The sequence below is a fragment of the Komagataeibacter rhaeticus genome (genome assembly GCF_011611525.1).
GTDB lineage: Bacteria > Pseudomonadota > Alphaproteobacteria > Acetobacterales > Acetobacteraceae > Komagataeibacter > Komagataeibacter rhaeticus.
The window spans coordinates 1,041,215-1,064,519 of record NZ_CP050139.1 but is presented as its reverse complement, the minus strand read 5'-3'; the positions used below and the strand labels follow the sequence as shown (position 1 = coordinate 1,064,519).

The 23,305-nt window shown below is 62.1% G+C and carries 18 protein-coding genes; 7 read left to right on the top strand and 11 right to left on the bottom strand.

The annotated features are described in order from the left end of the window. Position 1: 1 nt before the first annotated feature. The 6 genes from GWK63_RS04940 to GWK63_RS04915 form a co-directional block, all read right to left on the bottom strand. The gene (locus GWK63_RS04940; protein WP_007399994.1) at positions 2-1,480 is read right to left on the bottom strand and encodes a flippase; all 1,479 of its coding nucleotides are present in this window, start codon (positions 1,478-1,480) and stop codon (positions 2-4) included. Then, positions 1,480-2,631 (bottom strand): glycosyltransferase family 4 protein, encoded by a 1,152-nt coding sequence (locus GWK63_RS04935; protein WP_007399993.1) that lies wholly within the window; start codon positions 2,629-2,631, stop codon positions 1,480-1,482. Before GWK63_RS04935 ends, GWK63_RS04940 begins: the two co-directional genes overlap by 1 nt. A gap of 18 nt (positions 2,632-2,649) precedes the next feature. Further along, the gene (locus GWK63_RS04930) at positions 2,650-4,824 is read right to left on the bottom strand and encodes a GumC family protein (protein WP_034932316.1); all 2,175 of its coding nucleotides are present in this window, start codon (positions 4,822-4,824) and stop codon (positions 2,650-2,652) included. Between the two features lie 41 nt (positions 4,825-4,865). Next, positions 4,866-5,681 (bottom strand): WecB/TagA/CpsF family glycosyltransferase, encoded by an 816-nt coding sequence (locus GWK63_RS04925; RefSeq protein WP_172459704.1) that lies wholly within the window; start codon positions 5,679-5,681, stop codon positions 4,866-4,868. A gap of 38 nt (positions 5,682-5,719) precedes the next feature. After that, positions 5,720-7,219, bottom strand: a complete 1,500-nt coding sequence (locus GWK63_RS04920; RefSeq protein WP_223846638.1) for an exopolysaccharide biosynthesis polyprenyl glycosylphosphotransferase — start codon at positions 7,217-7,219, stop codon at positions 5,720-5,722. Positions 7,220-7,574: 355 nt separating this feature from the next. Then, positions 7,575-9,053, bottom strand: a complete 1,479-nt coding sequence (locus GWK63_RS04915) for a mannose-1-phosphate guanylyltransferase/mannose-6-phosphate isomerase (RefSeq protein ID WP_034932322.1) — start codon at positions 9,051-9,053, stop codon at positions 7,575-7,577. Positions 9,054-9,368: 315 nt separating this feature from the next. Between GWK63_RS04915 and GWK63_RS04910 the strand changes: the two genes are divergently transcribed. Then, a complete protein-coding gene (locus GWK63_RS04910; protein WP_007399986.1) occupies positions 9,369-10,700 on the top strand; it encodes a UDP-glucose dehydrogenase family protein in 1,332 nt (443 codons plus the stop codon). Positions 10,701-10,896: 196 nt separating this feature from the next. Here GWK63_RS04910 and GWK63_RS04905 read toward each other — a convergent pair whose 3' ends face one another. From GWK63_RS04905 to GWK63_RS04890, 4 genes are read right to left on the bottom strand one after another with little or no spacing between them, the layout of a single operon-like run. Further along, positions 10,897-11,862 (bottom strand): glycosyltransferase family 2 protein, encoded by a 966-nt coding sequence (locus GWK63_RS04905; protein ID WP_039999794.1) that lies wholly within the window; start codon positions 11,860-11,862, stop codon positions 10,897-10,899. Beyond that, positions 11,859-13,058: a glycosyltransferase gene (locus GWK63_RS04900; protein WP_223846637.1), complete on the bottom strand. Its 1,200-nt coding sequence runs from the start codon at positions 13,056-13,058 to the stop codon at positions 11,859-11,861. Before GWK63_RS04900 ends, GWK63_RS04905 begins: the two co-directional genes overlap by 4 nt. A 2-nt stretch (positions 13,059-13,060) precedes the next feature. Then, positions 13,061-14,206, bottom strand: coding sequence for a glycosyltransferase (locus tag GWK63_RS04895; protein WP_007399983.1), 1,146 nt, complete (start codon positions 14,204-14,206; stop codon positions 13,061-13,063). Positions 14,207-14,249: 43 nt separating this feature from the next. After that, complete coding sequence (locus GWK63_RS04890; protein ID WP_034932328.1) at positions 14,250-15,359, bottom strand: GumK N-terminal domain-containing glycosyltransferase; 1,110 nt, start codon at positions 15,357-15,359, stop codon at positions 14,250-14,252. A 315-nt stretch (positions 15,360-15,674) separates the two neighbouring features. Here GWK63_RS04890 and GWK63_RS04885 point away from each other — a divergent pair, with 315 nt between their 5' ends. Genes GWK63_RS04885 through rfbD form a run of 5 tightly spaced genes read left to right on the top strand, consistent with a single transcriptional unit; the run spans position 15,675 to position 20,761 of the window. Next, a complete protein-coding gene (locus tag GWK63_RS04885; RefSeq protein WP_039999793.1) occupies positions 15,675-16,856 on the top strand; it encodes an acyltransferase family protein in 1,182 nt (393 codons plus the stop codon). Then, entirely contained in the window at positions 16,840-18,195 is a 1,356-nt protein-coding gene (locus GWK63_RS04880) for a hypothetical protein (RefSeq protein ID WP_034932332.1), read from the top strand. Before GWK63_RS04885 ends, GWK63_RS04880 begins: the two co-directional genes overlap by 17 nt. Then, positions 18,192-19,214: a glycoside hydrolase family 5 protein gene (locus tag GWK63_RS04875; protein WP_007399979.1), complete on the top strand. Its 1,023-nt coding sequence runs from the start codon at positions 18,192-18,194 to the stop codon at positions 19,212-19,214. The genes GWK63_RS04880 and GWK63_RS04875 overlap by 4 nt, the downstream gene beginning before the upstream one ends. 45 nt (positions 19,215-19,259) lie before the next feature. Continuing rightward, complete coding sequence (gene rfbC / locus GWK63_RS04870; RefSeq protein ID WP_007399978.1) at positions 19,260-19,829, top strand: dTDP-4-dehydrorhamnose 3,5-epimerase; 570 nt, start codon at positions 19,260-19,262, stop codon at positions 19,827-19,829. 47 nt (positions 19,830-19,876) lie between these two features. After that, positions 19,877-20,761: a dTDP-4-dehydrorhamnose reductase gene (rfbD, locus tag GWK63_RS04865; RefSeq protein WP_007399977.1), complete on the top strand. Its 885-nt coding sequence runs from the start codon at positions 19,877-19,879 to the stop codon at positions 20,759-20,761. Between the two features lie 139 nt (positions 20,762-20,900). On the opposite strand, the gene GWK63_RS04860 is transcribed toward rfbD, so the two are convergent. Continuing rightward, the gene (locus GWK63_RS04860) at positions 20,901-21,788 is read right to left on the bottom strand and encodes a hypothetical protein (RefSeq protein ID WP_223846636.1); all 888 of its coding nucleotides are present in this window, start codon (positions 21,786-21,788) and stop codon (positions 20,901-20,903) included. Between the two features lie 345 nt (positions 21,789-22,133). Between GWK63_RS04860 and GWK63_RS04855 the strand changes: the two genes are divergently transcribed. Continuing rightward, a complete protein-coding gene (locus GWK63_RS04855; protein WP_223846635.1) occupies positions 22,134-23,291 on the top strand; it encodes a DegT/DnrJ/EryC1/StrS family aminotransferase in 1,158 nt (385 codons plus the stop codon). Positions 23,292-23,305: the final 14 nt, after the last annotated feature.

Here is a 23,305-nt window from a genome sequence, read left to right as displayed (position 1 = left end):
CCTAACCTGTGATCGTAAGACGGGGATTGCCCCCCGCGCGCTGGACAAACCGGTGCACGACATCACGCAAACCCGGGTCCAACCGGTATGCAGCAAAAGCCATGGCAAGTCCCGCTACCGTGGCCGCACAGGCGGAAACCACAAGGTTCATGGGAACCAGCAGACTCACAATCAATGCCCCTGTCATGACTATCATTCCCGGCACAAGCCGCCAAGTCTGCCTGGAAAGGCAATCCGACAGGAGATAAAGGGCAATTAAATTAATCGTGACCCGTAACGTCCAGGCCGCGGCGGCCCCCGGCAGCCCCCACCATTTTATGAACAGCCACAGCACGCAGAAGAAGGGCAGGATCTCCACCATGGACACCTTGGCCGTGATATGGGGCCGCCCCTGCCCCTGCAGCAGCCCGTAGGGCAGGAAGGCAATGCCGTTGGTCCAGGCGCCGAACATCAGGATCTCGGCAACCGGGCGGGAGACCTCGGCAAAGCTGCCGCCCACCCACATATGCAGGAATGCGCCCGAAAACAGCACACCCGGCGCGCAGATCATGCCAAACCCGTAGGTGAGCGAGGCCGTGGCCCGGCGGGTCAGGTCAACCGCCTCCCCCCGGTCAGCGCGCGACAGGCGGGGGAACAGCGTGCGGGCAAGTGCGGTAGCCACCACCTGCGAGCGCATGGCCAGGTTCATGGGCACCGTGTACTGCCCCACCGATGTCACCCCCAGCGTCGCACCGATGATAAGCTGGTTGGAGGTATCCAGCAGCGGGTTGATCAGGCTGGAAATACTGACCCACGACCCGTAGCCCAGCAGGCGCTTGAGCCATGTCACGTCAAAGTCCAGCGGGCGGATCGGCCATTCCAGCGCCATGACCACGCAGTAGGACAGCATGATCATGCCCAGCCGGGACAGGACGATGGAGGGCAGGACAACCGTAAGTTGCGGCCCCAGGAAATGGATGCAGATCAGCGGAATGATCTGCCCCGCCATGGTGGTACTGGAATTGAGCATGTTGGAGAGCAGGAAACGCTCCCGCGATTCCATGGCCCCCGTGGCCACGCCATTGATCATGCCCAGCGGCAGCATGACCGCCATCCACGGATAGGCATGACGCGTTTCGGCCATAAGGTCGGGCGGGATGCGGACAAAATGCAGCAGCACCATATCCCCGATGGGGTACAGGATCAGCCCCCCCAGCGCGCCAAGGCCAAGATTGCTGTAGAATGCCGTCATCAGCACCGGCGAGCGCTCGCGCGACGTGGCATGCCCCAGCTGCGCCAGCGCATTGGCCGAGGCGCGCGACAGCCCGAAATCCAGGAACCCCAGATACCCCAGCAGGATCCACGATATCGCCACGATACCGTACCGGTCCGTGCCGATCAGGCGCAGGTAGAAGGGCACCGTACCCAGCGAGACGACAATGGGGAAAATGGAACCGAAAACGTTGAAAAGGAAATTGGTGGAAAATTTGCTCTGTGCCATTACTCCGCCCCTGCCGTCAGCATGGCGGACCGGGGCCGGGAATGGCCAAGGACCTGCTGGTACACACGCACATATTCCTGGGCCACGCTGTTCCAGTCATACCGGCTGGCCACATCGATGTTGCGTGCCCGCAGGGCCTCCCCCGTTTCGGGCAGGGAGGCGGCCAGGGCTTCCACATCCCGCGCGCCGGGGGCAAGGTTGTCCGGGTCGATCATCACCCCCGCCGCCCCCTGCTGCATGAGCCGGACAAACGGGGTGATGGTGCTCAGGATGGGCACAAGCCCGGCCGACATGGCCTCGACCGCCGCAAGGCCAAAGCCTTCATGCGCGGAAAGACAGCCAAAGAAACTGGCCTCCGCCATCAGGTCCCGCAATGCCGCATCGCTCGGGCCGGGCACGATGCGCATGCTGTCCCCGATCCCGCAGGCACGGGCCTGCTGGCGCAGGTCATCGGCGGTCAGGTTGGAATCCTGTCCCGCCACGATCAGCTTCCATTGCGGATTGTCACGGCGCAGGCGCGCGACCAGTTCAAACAGAAGCCCCAGCCGCTTGTGCACCGCAAACCGCCCGAATGCGAGGATGGTGCGGTTGGGCGTGCGCGATGCGGCATCGCGGAAGCGGGTCTGGTTGATCCCGTTCTCGATTGTCTGCAGCCGTCCTTTCGCAACCGTGGCGAACATGTCGGCATCGCTGTAACTGCACGCAACGATGCGCGAATAGGCATGGACCGAGACGGGGGTGATGGTGCGGAACCAGACTTCCTTTACCCGCCGCAGTGCGCCGGTATGGAAAAAGCCGCCATGGGTTGACGCGATCATGGTCCTGCGATGCAGCGGCCAGGTCCAGGCAAGAAAATCGAAGAAGAAGTCGATTGCATGCACATGCAGCAGGTCAAACCCGCGGATGTGGCGCAATACATCCGGTGCAAAGGGGTAGCGTGTCGAACCACGCCACGGAATGCGGGTGACGGGTATGCCATCAACCACGTCGCGGTGCGGCAGCTTTCCGGGACGGCCGAAAACACTGTCGAGTGTCAGCACCTGCGCATCCACGCCCAGCTTCTGGCGCTGGCTGCGCGCCAGGTTGAGCAGTGAATCTTCCAACCCGCCAACAGAGGGACTGAACTGACGGCAAATATGCAGGACTTTCAATGTTTCATCCCCCTTCGTTCATTTCTCGTCAAAGCGGCTCAGGATCTTGATATCCCGGTTGCCGTAGCTATAACCCATCACATCCATGGCGTTGTCCTCCACCATGGTGGCGACCACGCCCGCCAGTGGCGCGCCACTGGCCTCCAGGCGTTCAAGACAGGCCATGACGGCACGCTGCGCCGTGCTCTTCCAGCGGCAGACAAAGATCACCTGATCGGCCATGTTGGCATGCACCAGCGCATCGCTCAGCCCCAGCAGCGGCGGACAGTCGATGATGATCAGTTCATATGTCCGCTTCAGTTCCACCAGCATGGCGCGCAGGCGGCGGATCTCGACGGGGCTGAAGGCGTGCTCCATCGTGCGGCCGGCGGGAATGTAGTCAAAACCGGTATCGGGGTCGGTACGGATCACCTCCTCCACCCGCGCGCCCGTGGTCACAAGATCGCTCATGCCCAGCGACGGGCGGCCCGTCGTCACATCGGTCAGGTACTGGTCCAGCATGCCGCGCCGGTGGTCCGCATCAATCACCAGCACCTTCTGTCCACCCCGGCGGGCGATGGTCGCCATCCACAGCGCCAGCGTGCTCTTGCCTTCCTCCGGCCCGGCGGAGGTAATGGCAAGGCAGAGCGGCTGCCCCCCGTCATGCACCCGCATGGACAGTTGCATGACCAGGCTGCGCACCGCTTCCGTGGCACGGGAATAGGGATGGTCGAGCACATGCCGGCGTACGCCCTGCTCGGTGCGGGCACGCACCTTGGGTATCACGGCCATAAGAGGCAGCGGCACGGCGGCGCGCAGGCGCTCGATCTCGGTAAAGCCCGCGGTGAAGTAATCCCGCAGCAGCACGATGCCGGCACCCGCCGCAAGGGCCACGGCAACAAGGCCCATGCCGATCTTCCTGCGGTTGGGGAAGCTGGGCACATCGGGAGCCGAAGCGTGCGAGACAAGGGAGATGGGCGGCTGCAGCAGGGCCGCGCGATCGACCACTTCCTTGGCATGTTCAAGGAAGGTTTCGTATACCGTGCGCGCGCTCTGCGCTTCCTGGTCCAGTGTGCGGTATTCGGCCTGGGGCGCGCTCTGCCCGCCTGCCTTCTGGCGCAGCAGGTCAAGGTTCTCGTTCAGGCGGTCCACTTCCGCCCTGGCGGAAATCTGGTCTTCACGAATGGAGTTCAGCGCCGCCTGCGTCTCGGCCGCAAGGCTTGCGCGCGTGACCGCAATCTGCTGGTCCAGCGCGCGCAGGCGCGGGTGCTGCGGGCCATAGGTTGCCGCTTCCTCCTGCCGCGTGCTCTGCAACTGCATGAGCGCATTGGCGGTGCTGACAAGGATCGGTTCCTGCGACAGGGCGACCGCCGCCCGCGCATCCCCGCGCGATGCGGCGTCGCGCAGCGCGTCCGCCCGTGCCTGGGCTGCGGCAAGCCGGCCCTGTGCCTGGCTGAGATTGGCGGCCGTATCGGCAATCTGGCGTTCGATCAGCGGGCTTGAGGTACTGCCCTCACTGGTATTGGTCAGGCCATGGGCGGTATCGAAGGCATTGGCCTTTTCCACCGCATCCATCCAGCGCTGGCGCAGTTCCGCGGTGCGGCTGTCCAGCCATGCGGCCACGCGGTTGATGTCCGCCGTCTGGCGCGCAAGGGCCAGGCGCTGGTAGTTCGTCACCACCGCATCGGCCAGGGCGGCGGCACGCGCGGCATCACCATCCACCACGTTGATGTCGAGGATCTGGGTATGGGCCTCGGGGGTGATGGTCAGGTTGTTAAGGAAGGCATCCTCGTCCCGCGCGCGCTGCACCGCGGGGTCCACCGGCTGTGCAGCGTGGCACAGGAAGCCAAGCCCCATATGGCACAGCCTGTCACGCAGCCCGACATGGGGGGCGGCAGCCGGGGGCGGCAGCTGGGCCAGCACGGCGGCAGCCACGTCGCGTGAATGGATCATCGCCGCCTCGGTCTGGACCAGCGAGTCATCCGGCGGGGCCTGGTTCTGCTGCTGGCCATTGGGGGCCAGCGGGTCCTGCTGCGCACGACCGGACACCACCACCGTGGCGGTGGCGGTATAGCGCGGCTTGAGCGTCATCATGACTGCCCCCCCCGCGACCAGCACGCCAAGCACCGTCAGCACGAAAAGCAGCCGGTGCCGCAGAAAGGCCCGCACCGTCTGGCGGATGACGAGACCCACGTCCTGTGCTGTCCATGACATTGAAGTGGCCCGTCCCTGTAAGGAAACATAATTCATGCTGATTACCCGGCAAGTTTCCGCGAGATGGAGGATGCAGGCGTGGCGCGCATCCTGCGCTGCAGATACAGCAGCACGTAAAAACCGAATACCGGCAGCCCCAGCAGGTAACGCCGCCACAGCCTGCGCGGTTCACGCACCAGCCGCACCAGCCATTCCAGCCCCATGTTCGCCACCCATCGCGGCGGGCGGTGTACATGGCCTGCCGCATGATCGACCAGCGCGCCCGCCGTCAGCATCACACCGGAGGGGATATGGTCCATGTTGTCGCGCAGCCAGCTTTCCTGACGTGGCATGCCCATGGTCAGCAGGATGATGTCGGGCCGGGTTTCATGCAGGCGCGCCAGCAGCTGCGTGGCCTCAGGCGAGCCGGGCATCTGGTCAAAGAAACCATGCTGGGTGCCCGCCGTGCGCACGCCATAACGCGCGGAAAACGCGCGGGCCGCCTTTTCCACCACGCCGGGCTTTCCGCCAATCCAGAACACCGAGGCCTCCGCCCCCAGTTGCGACAGCACCGGCCCGATCCATTCCGGCGGCGTGGTGCGCGGCAGGTGGCGGCCCGTCAGCACCATGCCGGCAAGCTGCACCCCCGCCCCGTCACAGAACGCGATATCGGCCCGGCGGAACAGGGTACGCAGCCAAGTCTGGCGTTGTGATACCACGGCCATATGCGCATTGGCATTGACGATGACCAGCTTCTGGCGTGCCCGGACAGCGGTGACGACGCGTTCGATGATGTCCTCGCGTGATATGTCGCGCAGGGGCAGGCCCATGACATCGACAACCGTGTCATCCACCATGATTTCAGTATTTGCGTTCATTTTGAATACACCGTTCATCATCGGGTGAAATTGGGAGTTCAGAATGCATTGCGGCTAAAGATCTCGCGCTTCACGGTCAGGAAAATGATCTTGATGTCCAGCCAGATCGACCAGGCGCGTATGTATTCAAGATCCAGCACGACACGGCGGCGCAGGTCATCGCGCGTGACCAGTTCGCCACGCGATCCGTTGATCTGCGCCCAGCCGGTAATGCCGGGCTGCACGCGATGGCGCGCAACGTATTCTTCCATCGCCTCATGCAGGAGCTGGCCGCCGGCACGGGTCTGTGGCGCGTGCGGGCGCGGGCCGACAAGCGACATATCGCCACGCAGCACGTTGAACAACTGGGGCAGTTCATCAATGCTCAGGCGCCGTATCCATCTGCCCACGCGCGTCACCCGCGGGTCGGTACGCGATGTCTGGCGGGCCGCGTCACGATCGGCCATGTCCGTATACATCGAACGGAACTTGAATACATCGAAGTAAAGATTGTTGTATCCCAGACGCGGCTGGCAGAACAGGACCGGCCCGCGGGAGTCCAGCTTGATCGCCAGCGCCACCAGCACCAGAACGGGGGAAAGCGCCAGCAGCAGCAGCACGCTTGCCGTAAGGTCGAAGGCGCGCTTTTCCAGCATGTCCCATTCACTCAGCGGCCGGCGCTGCAGCACGGTAAGCGAGAACGGCCCGAACCGTTCAACCGGCCAGCCATGGCAGTCTTCCGTCATCAGGGTTGGCACGACATAGACATCCGCCAGCATGCCGCGCAGGCGCCACAGTTCCTCCATGACATGCTGCTGGCCGCCCTCCTCGGGGGAGAAGTTCATGATGACCGCATCAATCCCCTCCTCACGCGCCCGCACGACCAGTTCCTCTACCGTGCCATCCACCTTCCCGCCCCGGTCATCAAACAGGCCGACCAGACGGAAGGAACGCTGCATGCCGGCATTGATGCGCGCGGCCATGCGGAGTGCCGCAGGGCCGGAACCGATAATGGCGACCCGGCGCGCCAGGCGGTGCGCCACCGCATCGGTATGCAGCAGGTAGGTCCCCACGATGCGTTCCGCCGCCAGCATGAGCGCCACGAACACCAGCCATTCCGACGCACGGCGCAGCGTGACCCCCATGGGCCAGGACAGCATGAGCAGGACACCACAGAAAACCATCGCGCCGAACAGCACGGGCGGCAGCAGGTAACGCAGCTGGGCGGAGAGCCGCGTCACATCGGGAATGTCAAGCAGCGGGACATTGCGGGGGAACAGAAAAAACGCCCCTGCCGCCATGATGTTGGCCAGCAGGAGCGCCCCGGACAGTTCAGGCATGTCATAAAGACGCTGCCAGGCAATGCACGCCATGACGGCAAGGCAGACACACAGCGCATCCGACAGGATCACGATCTGCGGCAGGACGGGGTGACGGTAGGAAAAGCTGCCGTCATCAGCCCGGCGCCCCAGATGCGGGAGCCTGAGCCTGCTTTCACCCATCGTGGATAGCGACAGGTCGGGTTCGCCGTTCTTCAACTGCCTGAGTGCCTCGCTCATCTTGAAACATCTCCTGTCGACGCGGAATACGACCTGACGCCGGATTAAGGCCTTGCCCGTCATTTTCCGCACTGCACAATCGAGTGCGAAAAAACCCCCGTTTTATTGTTATTATTCCAGACTCGGTACTACCCGGCCCGATCTGGCAATACTCTGCCTGTTTTGGGGCCAAAATATGTCATGCACACAATACAGTAACATAAGTCCCCCCATCCCTTCATTTTCATAAAAAATTAACCAATCCGGCAAACCGTTATTATTACGTAACGAGTAAGCCCGCACGACCCTCCGCCATCTTCTTTTCCACGCTCACCACTTCCCCACAGGTCCATGCGAACCCATGGGGGCCCCTGCCCTACTGCCGGCCGTACGTGTCCTCGAAACGGACGATATCGTCTTCCCCCAGATAAGGCCCGGACTGCACTTCGATCAGGGTCAGGGGAATACGGCCGGGGTTTTCCAGCCGGTGCATACACCCTAACGGCAGATAGACACTTTCGTTTTCCTGCAACAGAAGTTTTTCATCGTCGCGCGTCACCACTGCGGTACCGCTGACAACAACCCAGTGTTCCGCGCGATGGAAATGTTTCTGCAACGAAAGTTTCTGCCCCGGATACACCACGATCCGCTTGACCTGGAAACGCTCGCCCTGGATCAGCCCTTCGTAAAAACCCCAGGGCCGGTAACAGCGGTTGTGAATATCGGCCTCCGGCCTGCGGCTGGCCTTGAGCTGAGCGACCAGCGCCGATACATCCTGCGCGTAGTCACGATGGATGGCCAGCACCGCATCGGATGTGACAACCAGCGCCACATCCGTCAGCCCCGCCACCACGGTCAGCATGCCCTCGCTGCGCACGTAGCAGTTATGGGACTGTTCCAGCACCACATCGCCCGCCACCACATTGCCCCGCGCATCCTTGTCACCCAGTTCCCACAGCGAATTCCAGTTGCTGACATGGCTCCAGCCCAGATCCGCCGGTATGACGACGGCCCGGTCGGTACGCTCCATCACCGCATAGTCAATGCTGACGCTGGGGCAGCGCAGGAATGCCGCCGCATCAAGACGGCGGAAGGTCAGGTCGCTCTGGCTATGGGCCAGCGCCGCGCGCACGCATTCCAGCACAGCGGGTTCATGCCGCGCCAGTTCCGCCAGCAGAAGCGAGGCCGGGGCCATGAACATGCCGGCATTCCACAGATAGCCCCCATCCTTGAGCATTTCGGTAGCCCGCAGCCGGTCCGGTTTTTCAACAAAACAGGCCACCCGGTGCGCATCCATAACGCCACCATCCGGATGCAGCGGCGCACCGGTCCGTATGTAGCCATAGCCGGTTTCCGGCGCGTCGGGCCGGATGCCGAATGTCACGATATAATTCTCACGCGCGGCCTGCGCCCCTTTTTCCAGTGCCGCCGCCAGGCGTTCGGGGTGGCGGAAGGACGCATCGGCCGCCATGATCCACAACAGGGTGTCAGGGTCCTCGCGTGCCGCCAGCAGGGCGGCGGCGGCAATGGCCGCAGCCGTGTTGCGCGCGGCGGGTTCAAGGATGATGCGCCCGTCCTCGCAGCCACTTTCACGCAGGCTTTCAGCCACGAGGAAGCGGTGCTCGTTGTTGCAGACCACGATCGGGGGGGCAAAGTTTTCCCCCGTCGCGCGCCGCAGCGTCTCGCCTATCATGGTGCGCTCCGATGTCAGCGCCCAGAACTGCTTGGGGTGGCTGGCACGCGAGACAGGCCACAGGCGCGTGCCCGTCCCACCCGACAGGATGACGGGCGTGATGGTGCGCCCGCTGGCCTGCGCGGGGGGAATGTGTACATCCGTTACTGTCATAAAAGTCATGGATCGCAACTCCGTCGTGCAGGTTTCATGATATGCGTATCCGCGGCCATGGCCACGGAACGGCATCTTTCGTGCCAGCCATTCCTGTCGGGGAGGAACTTAGGCCTATTTTTTTTGTCAAGAATGTGGTGCGCAAACATATTTTCGTCGTGTTCATGCCCTTGTGTAGCTTTTGCATGACACATTCCGCGTTACGGAACATGCACCCGTCATTACTGTGGGTTTCATTCAAACTGCTTTGAAAGCTTTGGGTTCGCGCCTGTTAGGGATAATAGGGCGCGGGACATAATCAGGGAGGTCCAGGTGCGAATTGCTATGATCGGTGGGGGCTACGTCGGGTTGGTCTCCGGTACGTGCTTTGCTGAATTCGGCACGGATGTTGCCATTGTTGAAACCAACCCGGACCGGCTGGCCGCCCTGCGGGAAGGGCGCATACCGATTTATGAACCCGGCCTTGACCGCCTTGTGGCGGAAAACGTGGAGGCAGGCCGCCTGACCTTTGGCGATGACATGGCCGCCGCCGTAAAGGGGGCGGATGCCGTGTTCGTGGCGGTCGGCACCCCTTCGCGCCGGGGCGACGGGCAGGCCGATACAAGTTACGTCTATGCGGCGGTCGAGCAGATTGCCCGCGTAGCGGAAGGCTATACCGTTATTGTAACAAAATCGACGGTCCCCGTGGGCACCGGGCGCGAGATTGCGCGGATCGTGCGGGAAACGCGGCCGGACCTTGATTTCGACGTGGCCTCGAATCCTGAATTCCTGCGCGAAGGCAACGCCATCGTGGACTTCATGAAGCCCGACCGCGTGGTGATTGGCACGGATCAGGACAAGCCCGGCGGCACCCAGCGCGCGCAGGACATCCTGCGCAAGCTCTACCGCCCGCTTTACCTGCTGGAGCGGCCGATCGTCTTTACCGGGCTGGAAACGGCGGAACTGATCAAATACGCCGCCAACTCGTTCCTGGCGATGAAGATCACCTTCATCAATGAAATCTCGGACCTGTGTGAAAAGGTGGGCGCGGATGTGAACGATGTTGCCCGCTCCATCGGGCTGGATGGACGCATTGGCAAGAAATTCCTGCACCCAAGCCCCGGCTTTGGCGGGTCGTGCTTCCCCAAGGATACACGCGCCCTTACGGCCATCGGGCGCAATGCGGGCTCTCCCGTGCGGCTGATCGAAACCACCGTCTCGGTCAATGAAGCGCGCATGAAGGCCATGGGCGAGCGCATTATCGCCTTTGCCGGTGGCGATGTGCGCGGCCTTACGATTGGCGTGCTGGGGCTGACCTTCAAGCCCGAGACCGATGACATGCGCGAGGCGGCGTCCATCGTGATCCTGGACCAGCTGGACAGGGGCGGCGCGCATATCCGTGCATTCGACCCCGCCGGCATGCAGACCGCCCGCCCGGTACTGCCCAAGGCGGTTACTTACTGCAAGGATGCGATGGATGCGATGGAGGGCGCGGATATTCTGGTCGTCCTTACGGAATGGAACGAATTCCGTGCCTTTGCCCCTGAAAAACTCAAGAAGCAGATGAAGGGCCGCAAGATCGCGGACCTGCGGAACATCTGGGACCCGCAGGCCATCAGGGAAGCGGGATTTGACTATATCTCGCTTGGCCGGCCCGACGTGCGGGCCGCGTCCTGATTACACGGGCAACCCGGGCCATGGCAGCATGGCCCGGACCGCCCGGGAACTGCTTCAAAACCACATTGACAAACACGAATCTTATGAACGCCGCCTTTCCCAGAAAAGGCGGCGTTCCCTGATGCTTTTTGGAACAAGCTTCAGCATTCCGGATCGGGCGGATCACACCAGGCGGAAATCTCGCCCACCAGATGGATCAAGAGTGACAGAGCCTGCGCCTGAGCGCCATCGCCACCTGACGGATCATGGCGGGCAGGAAGGCAGGCCGCCTTATGATCCGCCGCACGATCGCCCCCACCGCGCCCGCACGCAGGGCCACGGATACGAAATGGGAATCATCCAGCCGCTGCAGCCCTGCGGCGCGCCGGTGCAGCAGGTCAACCAGCACCGGGTCATCGCAGATCCGCGGATCACGCGCCAGCGCCAGCGCGGTATCATGCATGTCCCGATAGGCGATGGTGGTGCGTGACATGCCCGATGCCCGCCCGCTCACGCTTCCCTGGCGCTGGGTATAGAGATAGCTCGCGTGGTCCGTCAGGCAGAACCGCCCCCCTGCCAGCAGGAAGGAGACCATAAGCAGAAAGTCCTCCCCATGGCGTACCAGGGGATCGTAACGTATGGCCTGCTCACGCAGGAATTCCCGACGGAAAACCGGCTTGAGCAGCCCCCAGTCGAACCCTTCCCCGCCCGACAGGTTATGGCCAACATAGTCGCGCAGGCTGACCGGTGCCTGCGGCACCCTGCCCGCGCCCATTGCCCGGCCCGTGACCTGACCCGCAGCCGCGTCGTAATAGGCCAGGTCATCGGCAACGCCATCACAGTCGCCCTGTGCCGCGCGCGCCATGATCACATCCAGCCGGTCGGGTGCAAAGGCGTCATCCGCGTCCAGAAAGGCGACCCAGTCCCCCTTTGCCGCATCCAGCCCCACATTGCGTGCAAGCGACGGGCCACCGTTGCGGGGGGTGGAAAGCAGCCGGATACTGTCATGCCCGTGCTCCAGCCTGCGCAGTATCTCGGGCGTGCCATCCGTGGAGCAGTCATCCACCACGATTATTTCCAGTGGCGGCCTTGTCTGTTCCAGGGCCGAACCGATGGCCCGCATGATGAAGGCCTGGGCATTGTAGGTGGTAATGATAAGGCTGACGGACATGGGCGTGTTCATGATGGGCGTCCTGTCATGCTGTCGTAGATGTCTTCCAGTTTTCCGGCCCAGCGTGACAGGTCATGCTGTTGCGCCACAAACGGGGGGCCGGCTGCGGACAGGCGTACGGCAAGACCGTCGTCGCGCAGGATGGCCAGCAGATGGGCACTGAGGGCCGCCACATCCCCTTCGGCAAAGGCAAAGCCGGTTTCACCATTCAGGATGCCTTCGGTCGCGCCCCCGCGCGCGGATGTCACGACCGGCACGCCACTGGCCTGCGCTTCCAGCAGCACAAGCCCCATGCCTTCCGCATCCCCATTGCGCGCCGTGACGCTGGGCAGGCAGAACACGCGCGCTTCCTGCAGCAGGGGCTGCATCTGGGCTGCCGAATAGCGGCCGTGGAAGGTGATCCCTTCCATATCCGCCGCCATGGCGGACAGTGCGCTACGCTCGGGGCCATCCCCCGCAATGACCAGACGTGCCTGCGGCATCTGCGCGCGCACGGTACGGAAGGCCTCGATCAGATAACGGCAGCCCTTCTTTTCCACCAGCCGGCCCGCGAACAGGATGACCGGCTCCCGTTCGGCCACGGGCCTGCCCGTATGCCGGAAGCGCTGCACATCAATCCCGATGGGGCAGACATGGATGCGCTGCGGGGGAAGCCCCGCGCGGATGGCGGCCTCGCGGATACTGTGGGAGACGGCAACAAAACTGACCCGGCGTTCGGCCGCAAGCCGTTCAAGCCTGCGCGGATAGGCCCGCCACCGCCGCCCGCCGCCGCCAGAGGCAAACCAGTGCATGTGGGTTGTGATGTCGGAACCATGCAGCGTAACCAGCAGTGGCACGCCAAGCGCGCGCGCCACCGGCCATGCCTCCACCCCGTCAAAACCGAAATGGGCGTGCACCAGGGCGGGCGCGACATCACGCATCAGCCGCAGCATGCCGGGCACCGGGCGGTCAAGATAGCGCGAACCCATGCCGATCAGGCGCTGCAGCAGGGTTGGCGGCCCGTCATGCAGCGCACGCACCGCCATGCCATCAAGCGGAAGCTGCCCGATCGTGCGCTCACCGGTCAGCACCGGCCGCCAGCGCCGCAATGCACAGGCCTGGTCGCGCACGAAGGTTTCCGAAATGGGCAGGATCTGGGTCCGGTAGATGGCAACACAGGGCCGGGACGGGCCGGATGCCAGGGCGCCATCCCCCGGGGACACTGCCACGGTCATGCCGCCACGGCCTGCGGGCTGGCCATGGTGGAGGCGCTGCCCCGGTGGCATGCCCGGTCCGTGCGCGAGGATTCACGGCCAAAACGCCGTACGACCGGGGCAAGCAGCACGCCCAGCACCGCATCCTTTTTCATGGCCCGGGGGCCAAACGTCCAGAACGAGCGTTCACTATAGCCGCCTGCGCGCACCAGGCGGGCAAAGGCCGCGATCCGGCGCGGCAGGCTGGCGGAGCAGACCTCCGCCCGCGCGCTGTAGAGAGGTTCCAGCGACCGCCATGCCGCCGCTGCCGCGCGTGCGCGCGTGCGCAGTTCCTCCGGCAGCGCCGCATCCTGCGCCAGGTCGGCGAAAAGGTTGCTGTCCTGCACGGTCATGCGGGCAAGATAGCGGTAGGTATCGGCCCGGTCTTCCAGACGGTAGCGCCAGCGGTCGATGAAGGTGGGGCTGGTGCGCTTGCCCGAACCGACCGTATTGCCGCCATGTATGCGATATTCGGCCAGTTCCTCGTCCAGGTAGGCAATGCTGCCAAGGCCGGATGCGACAAGGAAGAAATACAGGTCATGCCCCATCTCCTTGCCCGGATTGTAATGGTCGCGCATGCGTGGCCACAGCGCCGCCGCAGGCTTGAGCACGCTGCGGAAAGTCTGCATGAAGCCGTATGAAAAGCTCCAGGGCTGTAGTGTCAGCGGGCGGGCAATGGCGGGCATGGGCGCAGTGGCGTAGAAGGTGGAGATGTCATTGCGCCGCGCATCAACCAGACGCGCGTTGTGAAAGACCATCATCACGTCGGAATCATCCGCGAAGGCACGCCGGACCTTTGCCAGATTGTCGGGTTTCCAGAAATCATCCTGATCACAGAACGAAATCAGGTCCCCCGATGCAAGCCCGACGGCCCGCATGAAGTTGCCCTTGTAACCCAGCCGTTCGGGATTGCGGTAAATCCGGACGGGAAAGGGCGCGTTACGCGCGAAATCCGCCGCAATATCCAGTGTCGCGTCGGTTGATCCGTCATCGGTTATGATCAGTTCAGCGGGCAGGCACGTCTGCGCGGCCAGGCTGTCAAGCTGCTCGCGGATATGGGCCGCGCCATTATAGGTTGCCATGACAACCGAAATGCCGGACCCGCCCTTACCTGCCTCACTCATGTCCATCGCTCTTTCCTCTACTCGGCGCAGGCCAGTCCTGCGGTCATACATGCGTGTCGGGATAGTCCTGCGGCGTAAGGATGCGCTGCACGATCTCGGGCCAGCTATGGGCCTCGAGTTCTATCGGGTCGGAAAACCGCAGGGCATCCCCGATCGCCTGCCCGATGGACCGCGCATCGCCCGGCCGGTAGCCAAAGCGCCCCGCGGTCTCATTCAGCGCGAAATCCGGGCAGACGGCAGGAATGCCGAACAGTGCGAACTGGCGCAGCTTGAGCGACGTATCCAGCAGGTAGCGCGGCGTATTGGCGTCACGATACGGGGCCACGCCAAAACTGGCATGCTGCAGATAGGCCAGCGTGCGCTCGAACGCCATTTCGGGATGGATGATGATGTTGGGCGCGTCCAGCCCGTCGGCGGCGTGCCCCGCGCCAATGATGTGAAAATCGATATCGGGGCGCAGCTGCGCCGCAAGCTGGAAGAATGTCCTGTCAAACAGCATCGAACCGATCGAGACACAGCTGATGCGCCCCGGCCGGTAGGGATCGGGATATGTTGCATCGGCGATGCTGCGGTCAATGCCGTGTGGCGCGAAAACGGCCGAACGGGCATGCGGCAGGCGCTCCAGCAGGTAGCGCGAGGGCATGCGAACCGTATCGATCATGTCGAAATTGCGCACGAAATCCTTCTTGATCGTATCCGCACAGCCTACGACCTCCAGATCATCGGACATCAGGTAAATAATACGCGCATCCGGATTAAGTTTCCTGACATCGGCAATAAATATTGGTGCCATGCCGGATTCAATAAAAACGGTATCCGCACGCCGTATCCACCTGCGCGCGATGGCGGGCAGCATCCGCCGGTAAAGCCAGAACAGCCCCCGTTCCACCGGGGCCAGCGCCGCCCGGCGCAGGTTGAACGGGTGCCAGGGCATGCGCCACAGATAACATTCGACCCCGTCAACCACTTCCACCCGGTTGGCGCGTTCCACCAGGTTCGCGCGCGTGTCACCGCGCCGCAGCGAAAGGGCACTCAGCCCTATGGACAGGAACGCGACCGGCCCCCTGCGCGCCATTTCCGCCGCGATAAAATGGATACTTGCCTTACGGAGACTGCGGAAATCATGAACGGAAATAAACAGGGACCGTGTCATGGAAAAGGAGACTCCTGTCTTGCGCCATCCCGCACGCATGCGGGCATGACGGGGCAGCGGCATGCGGTTCAGCCGCGACTGCGTGGTTCATCCAGGGCCACGACACCCCCGACCCTGTGGAACGCCTGAATCGACCCCCGGATTAAGGCAGCATGATGACAAGTTCGTGCCCTGATGGTGGCGTCGAGACAAAGAACTGTGTGAGCATATTTTACGTGTTTTCCACATTTATATTCTGTTAGGCTCTGCCGGCCATTGCATAAACACTGTCTTCGCCTCAACCACGCCATATCTTGCGCCGGGGGAAACCGAATAATGCCATCCGTGACAGAAACGTCGGGAACGGAACGGAATTATCTGCACCAGCTGACATCCCTGCGCGGTGTCGCCTGCCTGATCGTGCTGTTTGGCCATGCCATACAGGTGTTTCGTTACAGCCAGCCCCGGCGCCCGGCGCCACAGGCCATGATGCATGATCTCGTGACCTATGCCTTCAATGCGGAAGCGGCCGTTGTCCTGTTCTTTGTATTGAGCGGATGCGTGCTGTCGCTGTCGTTACGAAAATATACACATATGACCGGACGCATTATTGGCAGTTTTTATGTAAAGCGCATCTTCCGCATCTACCCGCTGCTGTGGTTTTCCATCATCCTTGCCATTGCCAGCATGGTCATTGCGCGCGGCTGGGCGGGCGATGGCGTATTTGTGGGCTGGCTGTCACGCAACCTGCAGACACCGGTTTCCATCCGCAATACCGTTGCCTCAGTCACGGGCCTGTTCACCCGCTATAACGGCCCGATGTGGTCGCTGCGTGTCGAACTGATGTATTCCGTGGTGTTTCCGCTGCTGTTCGTGCTGGTCCGCACGCCCCGGCTGCGCGTCGTGACACTGGTGGTGCTGGCCGCCATTGCCCTGCTGCCCCTGCCGCATGAGGTGGGAACGGTCTTTGCCCTGTCCTTCGGGCTGGGGGCGCTGATCCCGCTTCTTCCCGCCACCCTGCCCCGCCGGCACGGACTTTATGCGCTGCTGGCGGTCGGCGTACTTTTATATGACCGTTACGCCCTTGCGCCATTCGCCCTGCCCGAACGCATTGCCGACATGATCGAGACGGCAGCCGCCTTTGTCGTGATCCGCGACCTGTATGCATCGGGACGGCAGTACCGCTTCCTGCTCAGCAAGCCGGTCATCGCGGTGGGTGAACTCTCGTATGGCATCTACCTTCTGCACCTGCCGGTCATGCTGATCGTGTTCAGCCTGGCTGGCCACGTCCTGGGCACGCCTGCCATTCTCTCCCATCCCACGCCTGCGCAGTTCGGGCTGGGAATGGTGACGGCTGTCCTGACCACGGCGCTGGCGGCGCTGACCTATACGGTGCTGGAACTGCCGCTGCATAATATGGGGCGCCGCCTGGGCCGGAGCATACTCAGCCCGGCGGCGGCCAGCCCCGCCCCCATTGCTTCAGGACAGGGGGCGGATACGCATGTCTCTCGCGTCTGACACCCCATTCCTTGCATTCGCGGCCGCGCCCGCGCGCGCCGCTGCCCGTCCCGCCACCCGCGCGCCAGCGCTGTCACGGGCGGATGGCGTCTCATGGCTGGTGGTGGCGGGGGCGGTGTTCAACCTTGCCCTGTGCTTCATCAACACGCGACATGTCATCACGGTCCACAGTTCCGAAATCGCCCTGTGCGAACTGGCCATAATCTTCCTGGCCTTTATCGAGGTCCGCAATACCATATCCCCCGCCGTGGTGCGGATCACGGCGGTCATGCTGTGTTTCGAGATCGGGGCAAAACTCATCAATCCCCGGCTTGACCTGAAAATCCTGCATGACCTTGCCATCGCCTACCTGTTCTACCAGCTGGGCACGCGCTCCACCCTGCGCTCGGGGGAACGGACCATGTGGGTGCTCATGGCGATGATCCTGTTCATCGGATTTTTCGAGCTGCTGTTCACCAACCTGTTCGGCATGGTGTTCGATGTCTGGACCTATTACGTCAACAAGGGCGTGATCAGCACCAGCACCGTCAATTACAGCAATACCAACCTGTTCATCAGCGGCAACCGGGGGGCGGCGGCGTCGCGTACCTTCTTCCAGTCCATATTCGGCTCGCACCGCGTGTCCTCCCTGTTCCTGGAGCCGGATTCACTGGGCAACTTCTCGGCCATAGGCTTTGCATGGTGCCTGAGCACCAGCCTTGGCTCTCGCCTGCGCCATGCGTTCCTGTTCTTCCTGTCCGCGCTGTGCTTCGTGCTGGCGGATTCCCGCTTCGCCTCGGGCTGTGCCATGGCCATGATCGGGCTGCGCATGACGCCGCTCTACCGCTCGCGCTTCGTGGTCTTTGCCATGCCGGTCGCGGTCATGATGGGGCTGATGCTGCAGGGCGCCAATCATGAAATGCCGGGCATCCTGCCTTCCATCATCGGGGATAATTTCTCGGGACGGCTGCTGTTTTCGGGGCGGCTGCTGGATTACTGGTACCTGCCGCAATGGTTCGCCATGGCCCCGTCACAGGTCTATACGGCCGATACCGGCTATGCCTACATCATCAACAATCTGGGCCTGCCGCTGACGCTGTTCCTGCTGGCGCTGTTCGCCATGCATCCGGCGCGCACGGAATCCGCCGTGTCGATGAAGGCGATGATTTCGCTCTATTTCGCCACATCGCTGTGCATCGGGGCCTCGGTCTTCACCATCAAGACGGCGGCACTGCTGTGGTTCCTGTATGGCACCACAAACAGTGTCGTAACCCCGGCGGACGCGCCCGCGGCCACGACGGCACGCCTGAAATATTTTCGCTTCAACCGCTTCTCCCCCTCACCGGAGCATGGTGCATGAAACGACCTTTTCCCGACCGCATCGGTCACTGGCTTGCGGGCTGCGTGGGGGTGGCGGCACTTGTGCTGCCCACCCTCCATCCCGCCATGGCCCAGACCTGGCGGGGCGTGAACCTGGCAGGAGCGGCCTATTCATCCTCCAGGCTGCCGGGGCGGTACGGGTACGACTATATCTACCCAAAGCCCAGCGAAGTGGACTATTTTACCCAGGCGGGCATGAACATATTCCGCCTGTCGGTGCTGTGGGAGCGCCTGCAACCCAGCCTGAATGGCCCGCTGGATGAAGGGGAACTGCGGCGCGTGCGCCAGTTCGTCAGCTACGCGCGGGACAGGGGGGCCAGCACGGTACTCGACATTCACGATTATGGCCGTTACCGGGGGCAGGAAGTCGGTTCCACCGCCGTGCCGGATGCGGCCTTTGCCGATCTGTGGTCACGGCTGGCCCAGGCATTCGGCACGGATAGCCATGTGCTGTTCGGACTGATGAACGAACCCCAGCAGCATTCAGCCCAGGCCTGGAAGAACAGCGTGCAGGCCGCGATCGACGCGATACGCAAGACAGGAAGCCACAATACCATCCTTGTGCCCGGCATTGGCTGGGACGGGGCGCAGTCCTTTGCGTCGCTTAACGGGCCAAGCCTTGGCACGCTTACGGATCCGGCCCATAATCTGGTTTATGAAGTGCACGAGTATTTTGACACCGATGCGTCAGGCACAAAGCCTGCCTGTATCTCACGCGATCAGGCGGTTGCCCGGCTCCAGTCCTTTACCGACTGGCTGCGTGCCCACAGGGCCCATGGCTTCCTGGGGGAATTCGGGGTCAGCCGCCAGCCCGAATGTGTGGCCCTGCTAGCGCCCCTTCTCTCCCATATGCGGGAAAATGCCGATGTATGGTCCGGCTGGACCTACTGGGCGGCGGGTCCATTGTGGGGCAACTACATGTTCACGCTGGAGCCCGACCATGGCGCCGACCGGCCCCAGATGCAGGCCATCCGGCCCTTCCTTGGCAAAAGCCGCTGAATTTCAGATCATGGTATTCTCAACAGGGACACAGGAACCCCACGCATGGATATAAAAACGTTCAACATCAAAGGTCTGGTGTTGCTGACCCCGCCCCGTTTCGAAGATGACCGTGGCTATTTCACGGAAACCTATAATGCCGCCCGCCTGAAGGAAATCGGCATTACCGAACCCTTCGTACAGGACAATCACAGCCTTTCGCGCCAGCGCGGGGTCGTGCGCGGCCTGCACTGCCAGTTGCCCCCACATGCGCAGGGCAAGCTGGTGCGCTGCACACGGGGCAGCATATGGGACGTGGGGGTGGACATACGCGCAGGCTCCCCCACATTCGGGCAATGGGTGGGGGAAACCCTCTCGGCAGAAAACGGGGCGCAGCTCTGGATTCCCGCAGGCTTCCTGCACGGGTTCTGCACGCTGACGGACAATGCGGAAGTGCAGTACAAATGCACCGATTTCTGGAACCGTGAATGTGAACGTTCCGTCCGCTGGGACGACCCGCTGCTTGCAATCGACTGGCCGGTCGCCGCAGGGGAGGCGATCGTATCCGCCAAGGATGCCCAGGCACTGGCTTTTTCCAGCGTGGATGACTGGTTTACCCACACAGCCGACGCATGAGCGTGCAGGTTCCCTTTTCCTGTCATTGAAGAAGAAAACATATCGAGATGCAGTCATCCATTCTGGTAACCGGCGGCAGTGGCCAGCTTGCCTGCGCGCTGGCCGCGCATGCGGATGTAATACGGGTGGGCCGCCCGGATCTTGACTTTGACCGCCCCGATACGATCGATACCGTGCTGCGGGCACACCGGCCCGCGATTGTGGTCAATGCCGCAGCCTGGACGGCAGTGGACGCGGCGGAATCCCATATGGAGGAGGCCGACCGCGCCAACCACACGGGTCCCGCCCGCATGGCGGCACGATGTCGGGAGATGGGAAGCCGGTTCATCCATATCTCGACGGATTACGTATTCAGCGGTGACAAGGGCAGCCCCTATGTGGAGTCCGACCCGGTGGACCCGCGCTCGGTCTATGGCAGCACGAAGGCGGCTGGCGAGCAGGCGGTACTGGCAGCATGCCCCGACAGTATCATCCTGCGCACGGCATGGGTCTATTCCCCCTATAACCGCAACTTCGTACGCACCATGATCGAGGCCGCAGCCAGGCGCCCCGAACTGCGCGTGGTCGGTGACCAGATCGGCAACCCGACCAGTGCGGACGCGCTGGCGGATGTGATCATGCACATCATTGCCCGCATCCGCGATACGGGATGGCGGCCGGAATACGCCGGCATTTACCATGCGGCGGGCGAGGGCAGCGCCAGTTGGTACGAACTGGCCTGTGCCGCAATAAAGGCGGCGGCACGGCACGGCAATCCTGAGTCCGTGATTGAACCCATTACCACGGCGGACTGGCCCACCCCCGCCCACCGCCCGCATGATGCGCGGCTTGACTGCACGCGGCTGAAACAGGTCTTTGACTGCGCGCCCGGCCCCTGGCGGCCGGAAGTGGAACGGGTTGTGGGGGAACTGATGGCACGCCAGCAGCCCTGAATCCCTCCCCTGCGCCAGCCATCAGGCAAGTGTTGGTGGGGCTGCTTTCAGGCCGCTTCAGGGACCGTCGCCTTTTTTTGGAAAAGGCGACACCCGGAGCATCCTGCCCATCCGTTACCGATGGGTTCCACATGAACACTCATACACCACCCCACGCCAGTCGCAGGCGCTCCCCGGCACGGCGGGCTGCGGCGCGGTACAGTTGACTGCGCGAGACCTCACCGGAGAAACGCGCAAGTTCCCGACGCAATGCGCTACGCGGCATGAAATAATGCCGGACAAAATGGGTATGCCGCAGCAGGCTGGCAATATAACGTTTACGATCCAGTACCGGATGAATGAAGGCAGGCCCGACTGGCGGGGCGACCAGATCCGTTTCCAGCACGGGCGGGAACCAGTTATAGCGCGTAACATCGCCATAACGCGCCAGCGGCACGAAGCTCAGGCCCGCCGCGGCCACCTCCGATGCCACAAAGGCTTCCCCCAGCGGCCAGAATGCGATCCCTGCGCCATTATCTGCCGACATGGCAAGCCGCCTGCCCGCCAGATGGGACAGCGCCCGGGCTGAAAAAAACGAAATACAGTTAAGGGATGCACGCAACCGCCCGGCGGGATAGACCCCGGCATGAAAGCGCGCCCAGTACCATCGTGGCCCTGATGAAATGGGATGGGCCACAAAATCGGCGCCATCGGCCATCATGGCCGCCAGCAGGCATTGGCCATCACCCGTAATACAGGCATCATATTCCACAAACAGGTAATAATCATAATCCGGAATGCGGTCATGTACCTGGTAATGGGTATAATCGGCATTCCACCAGATCAGGCTGCCCTTTTCAAAACGGTTGGCAAATCCCATGGCCACCATGTCCGCATTACAGGTACGCAGTACGCGGTCATGCGCAACGGTACCGACAAATCCGTTCGTTTCGTCAACGGATACAAAAATATCCGTATCGGGGAAGGTGGACTGCAACCGCCTGAGCTGTCGGTGGACAAAACTGTCCCATGCATATGTCTTCAGCACAACCGCGCATTTTCTGGCTGTGATCACGTCCGGCACTCCACAGGATCGGGTCGATTCATATGTAAAGGAGAAGATGAATATTTTACACTTTCTTCAACATGAATATGTCCTATAGACATGCCGATTTTATAATTTTCAATCATGCATGAATTTAACGGTGTTTTTTCAAAAATTGTATACTTCTCCATGTTACACATGTCACATAAACGTGTGGTAAATAATATATTTATATTTCCGGTGAACTTGTACTGACCGTTCGAGTTTAGTATTGGCTGCACGGACACGCGGTTTTTCTGCACCTGCGGACAGATGTGGCCATCGGATTTCAGGAAGCGGAATATAAAGATGACAGAAATGTCGTATCCGGAAATATCGTTCATTCGTTCCAATATTCCGAAGATAAGCCAGTTGTCCGATGGCATCATCGCAATGGAAGCATCCGGCATCTACACCAATTACGGCCCGATCAACCAGAAGTTCGAAACACGTCTGGTTGAACAGATGTTTGGCGGGGTGGGCCGGTGTGTCACGGTATGCAATGCCACGATCGGCCTTATGATGGCGCTGAAATATGCCACCCGGCATACTGATCCGGCCCGGGCACGTTACGTCATCATGCCATCCTTTACTTTTGCCGCGGCTGCCCATGCCGTATTATGGGCCGGTTTTACACCACTGTTCTGTGATATTGATCCACTGGACTGGATGGCATCACACCAGTCGGAAGATGACCTGCTACGCAAATATGATGGGCAGGTGGCTGCCGTCTTTCCTTACGCGACATTTGGCAATGCCATCGATATCGCGCATTACACGGAACTGGAAAAGACGACGGGGGTGCCTGTCGTCATTGATGCAGCGGCCTCCCTTGGCGCGCATGACGCGCAGGGCCGGGGGTTTGGAAGCGGGTCCCCACACGCCATTGTCTGTTCCCTGCATGCAACAAAAACAATGGGCATTGGCGAAGGCGGCTTCATATACGCGAACAACCCCGACATGATCGAAGCCCTGCGCGCGATGGGTAATTTCGGTTTCGGGCAGATCCGCCACGCCACCATGCCGGGACTCAATTCCAAACTGCCGGAAATCGGGGCCCTGCTTGCGCTGTCGGGACTGGACCATCTGGATGGCGTGATCAGAAAGAAAGTACAGATAGAGCAGCTTTACTATGAACTGCTGCACGGCCTTGAATTCCAGCACCAGCGCGGTACGCGTACATCCTACCAGTTCCTGCCCGTACGCCTGCCCGCCCATCTTGTTCCCCATCGCGGCGCCATACTTGAACGCATGAAAAACAGGCGGATCGGGACATCCACCTACTTCTCCCCCCACCTGCACGAGCAGAGCTATTTCTCCATCCACAGCCAGGCAGGCGATCTGGGCGCGACACGCGCCCTGTCCGCTTCCATCGTGTCACTCCCCCTGTGGCATGAAATGACACCGGAGATGGTGCAGTACGTATGCCGGGAATTCCTGGATGCCTGCGCCGCCTACGATATGTAGAAGCCCCCCGCTCC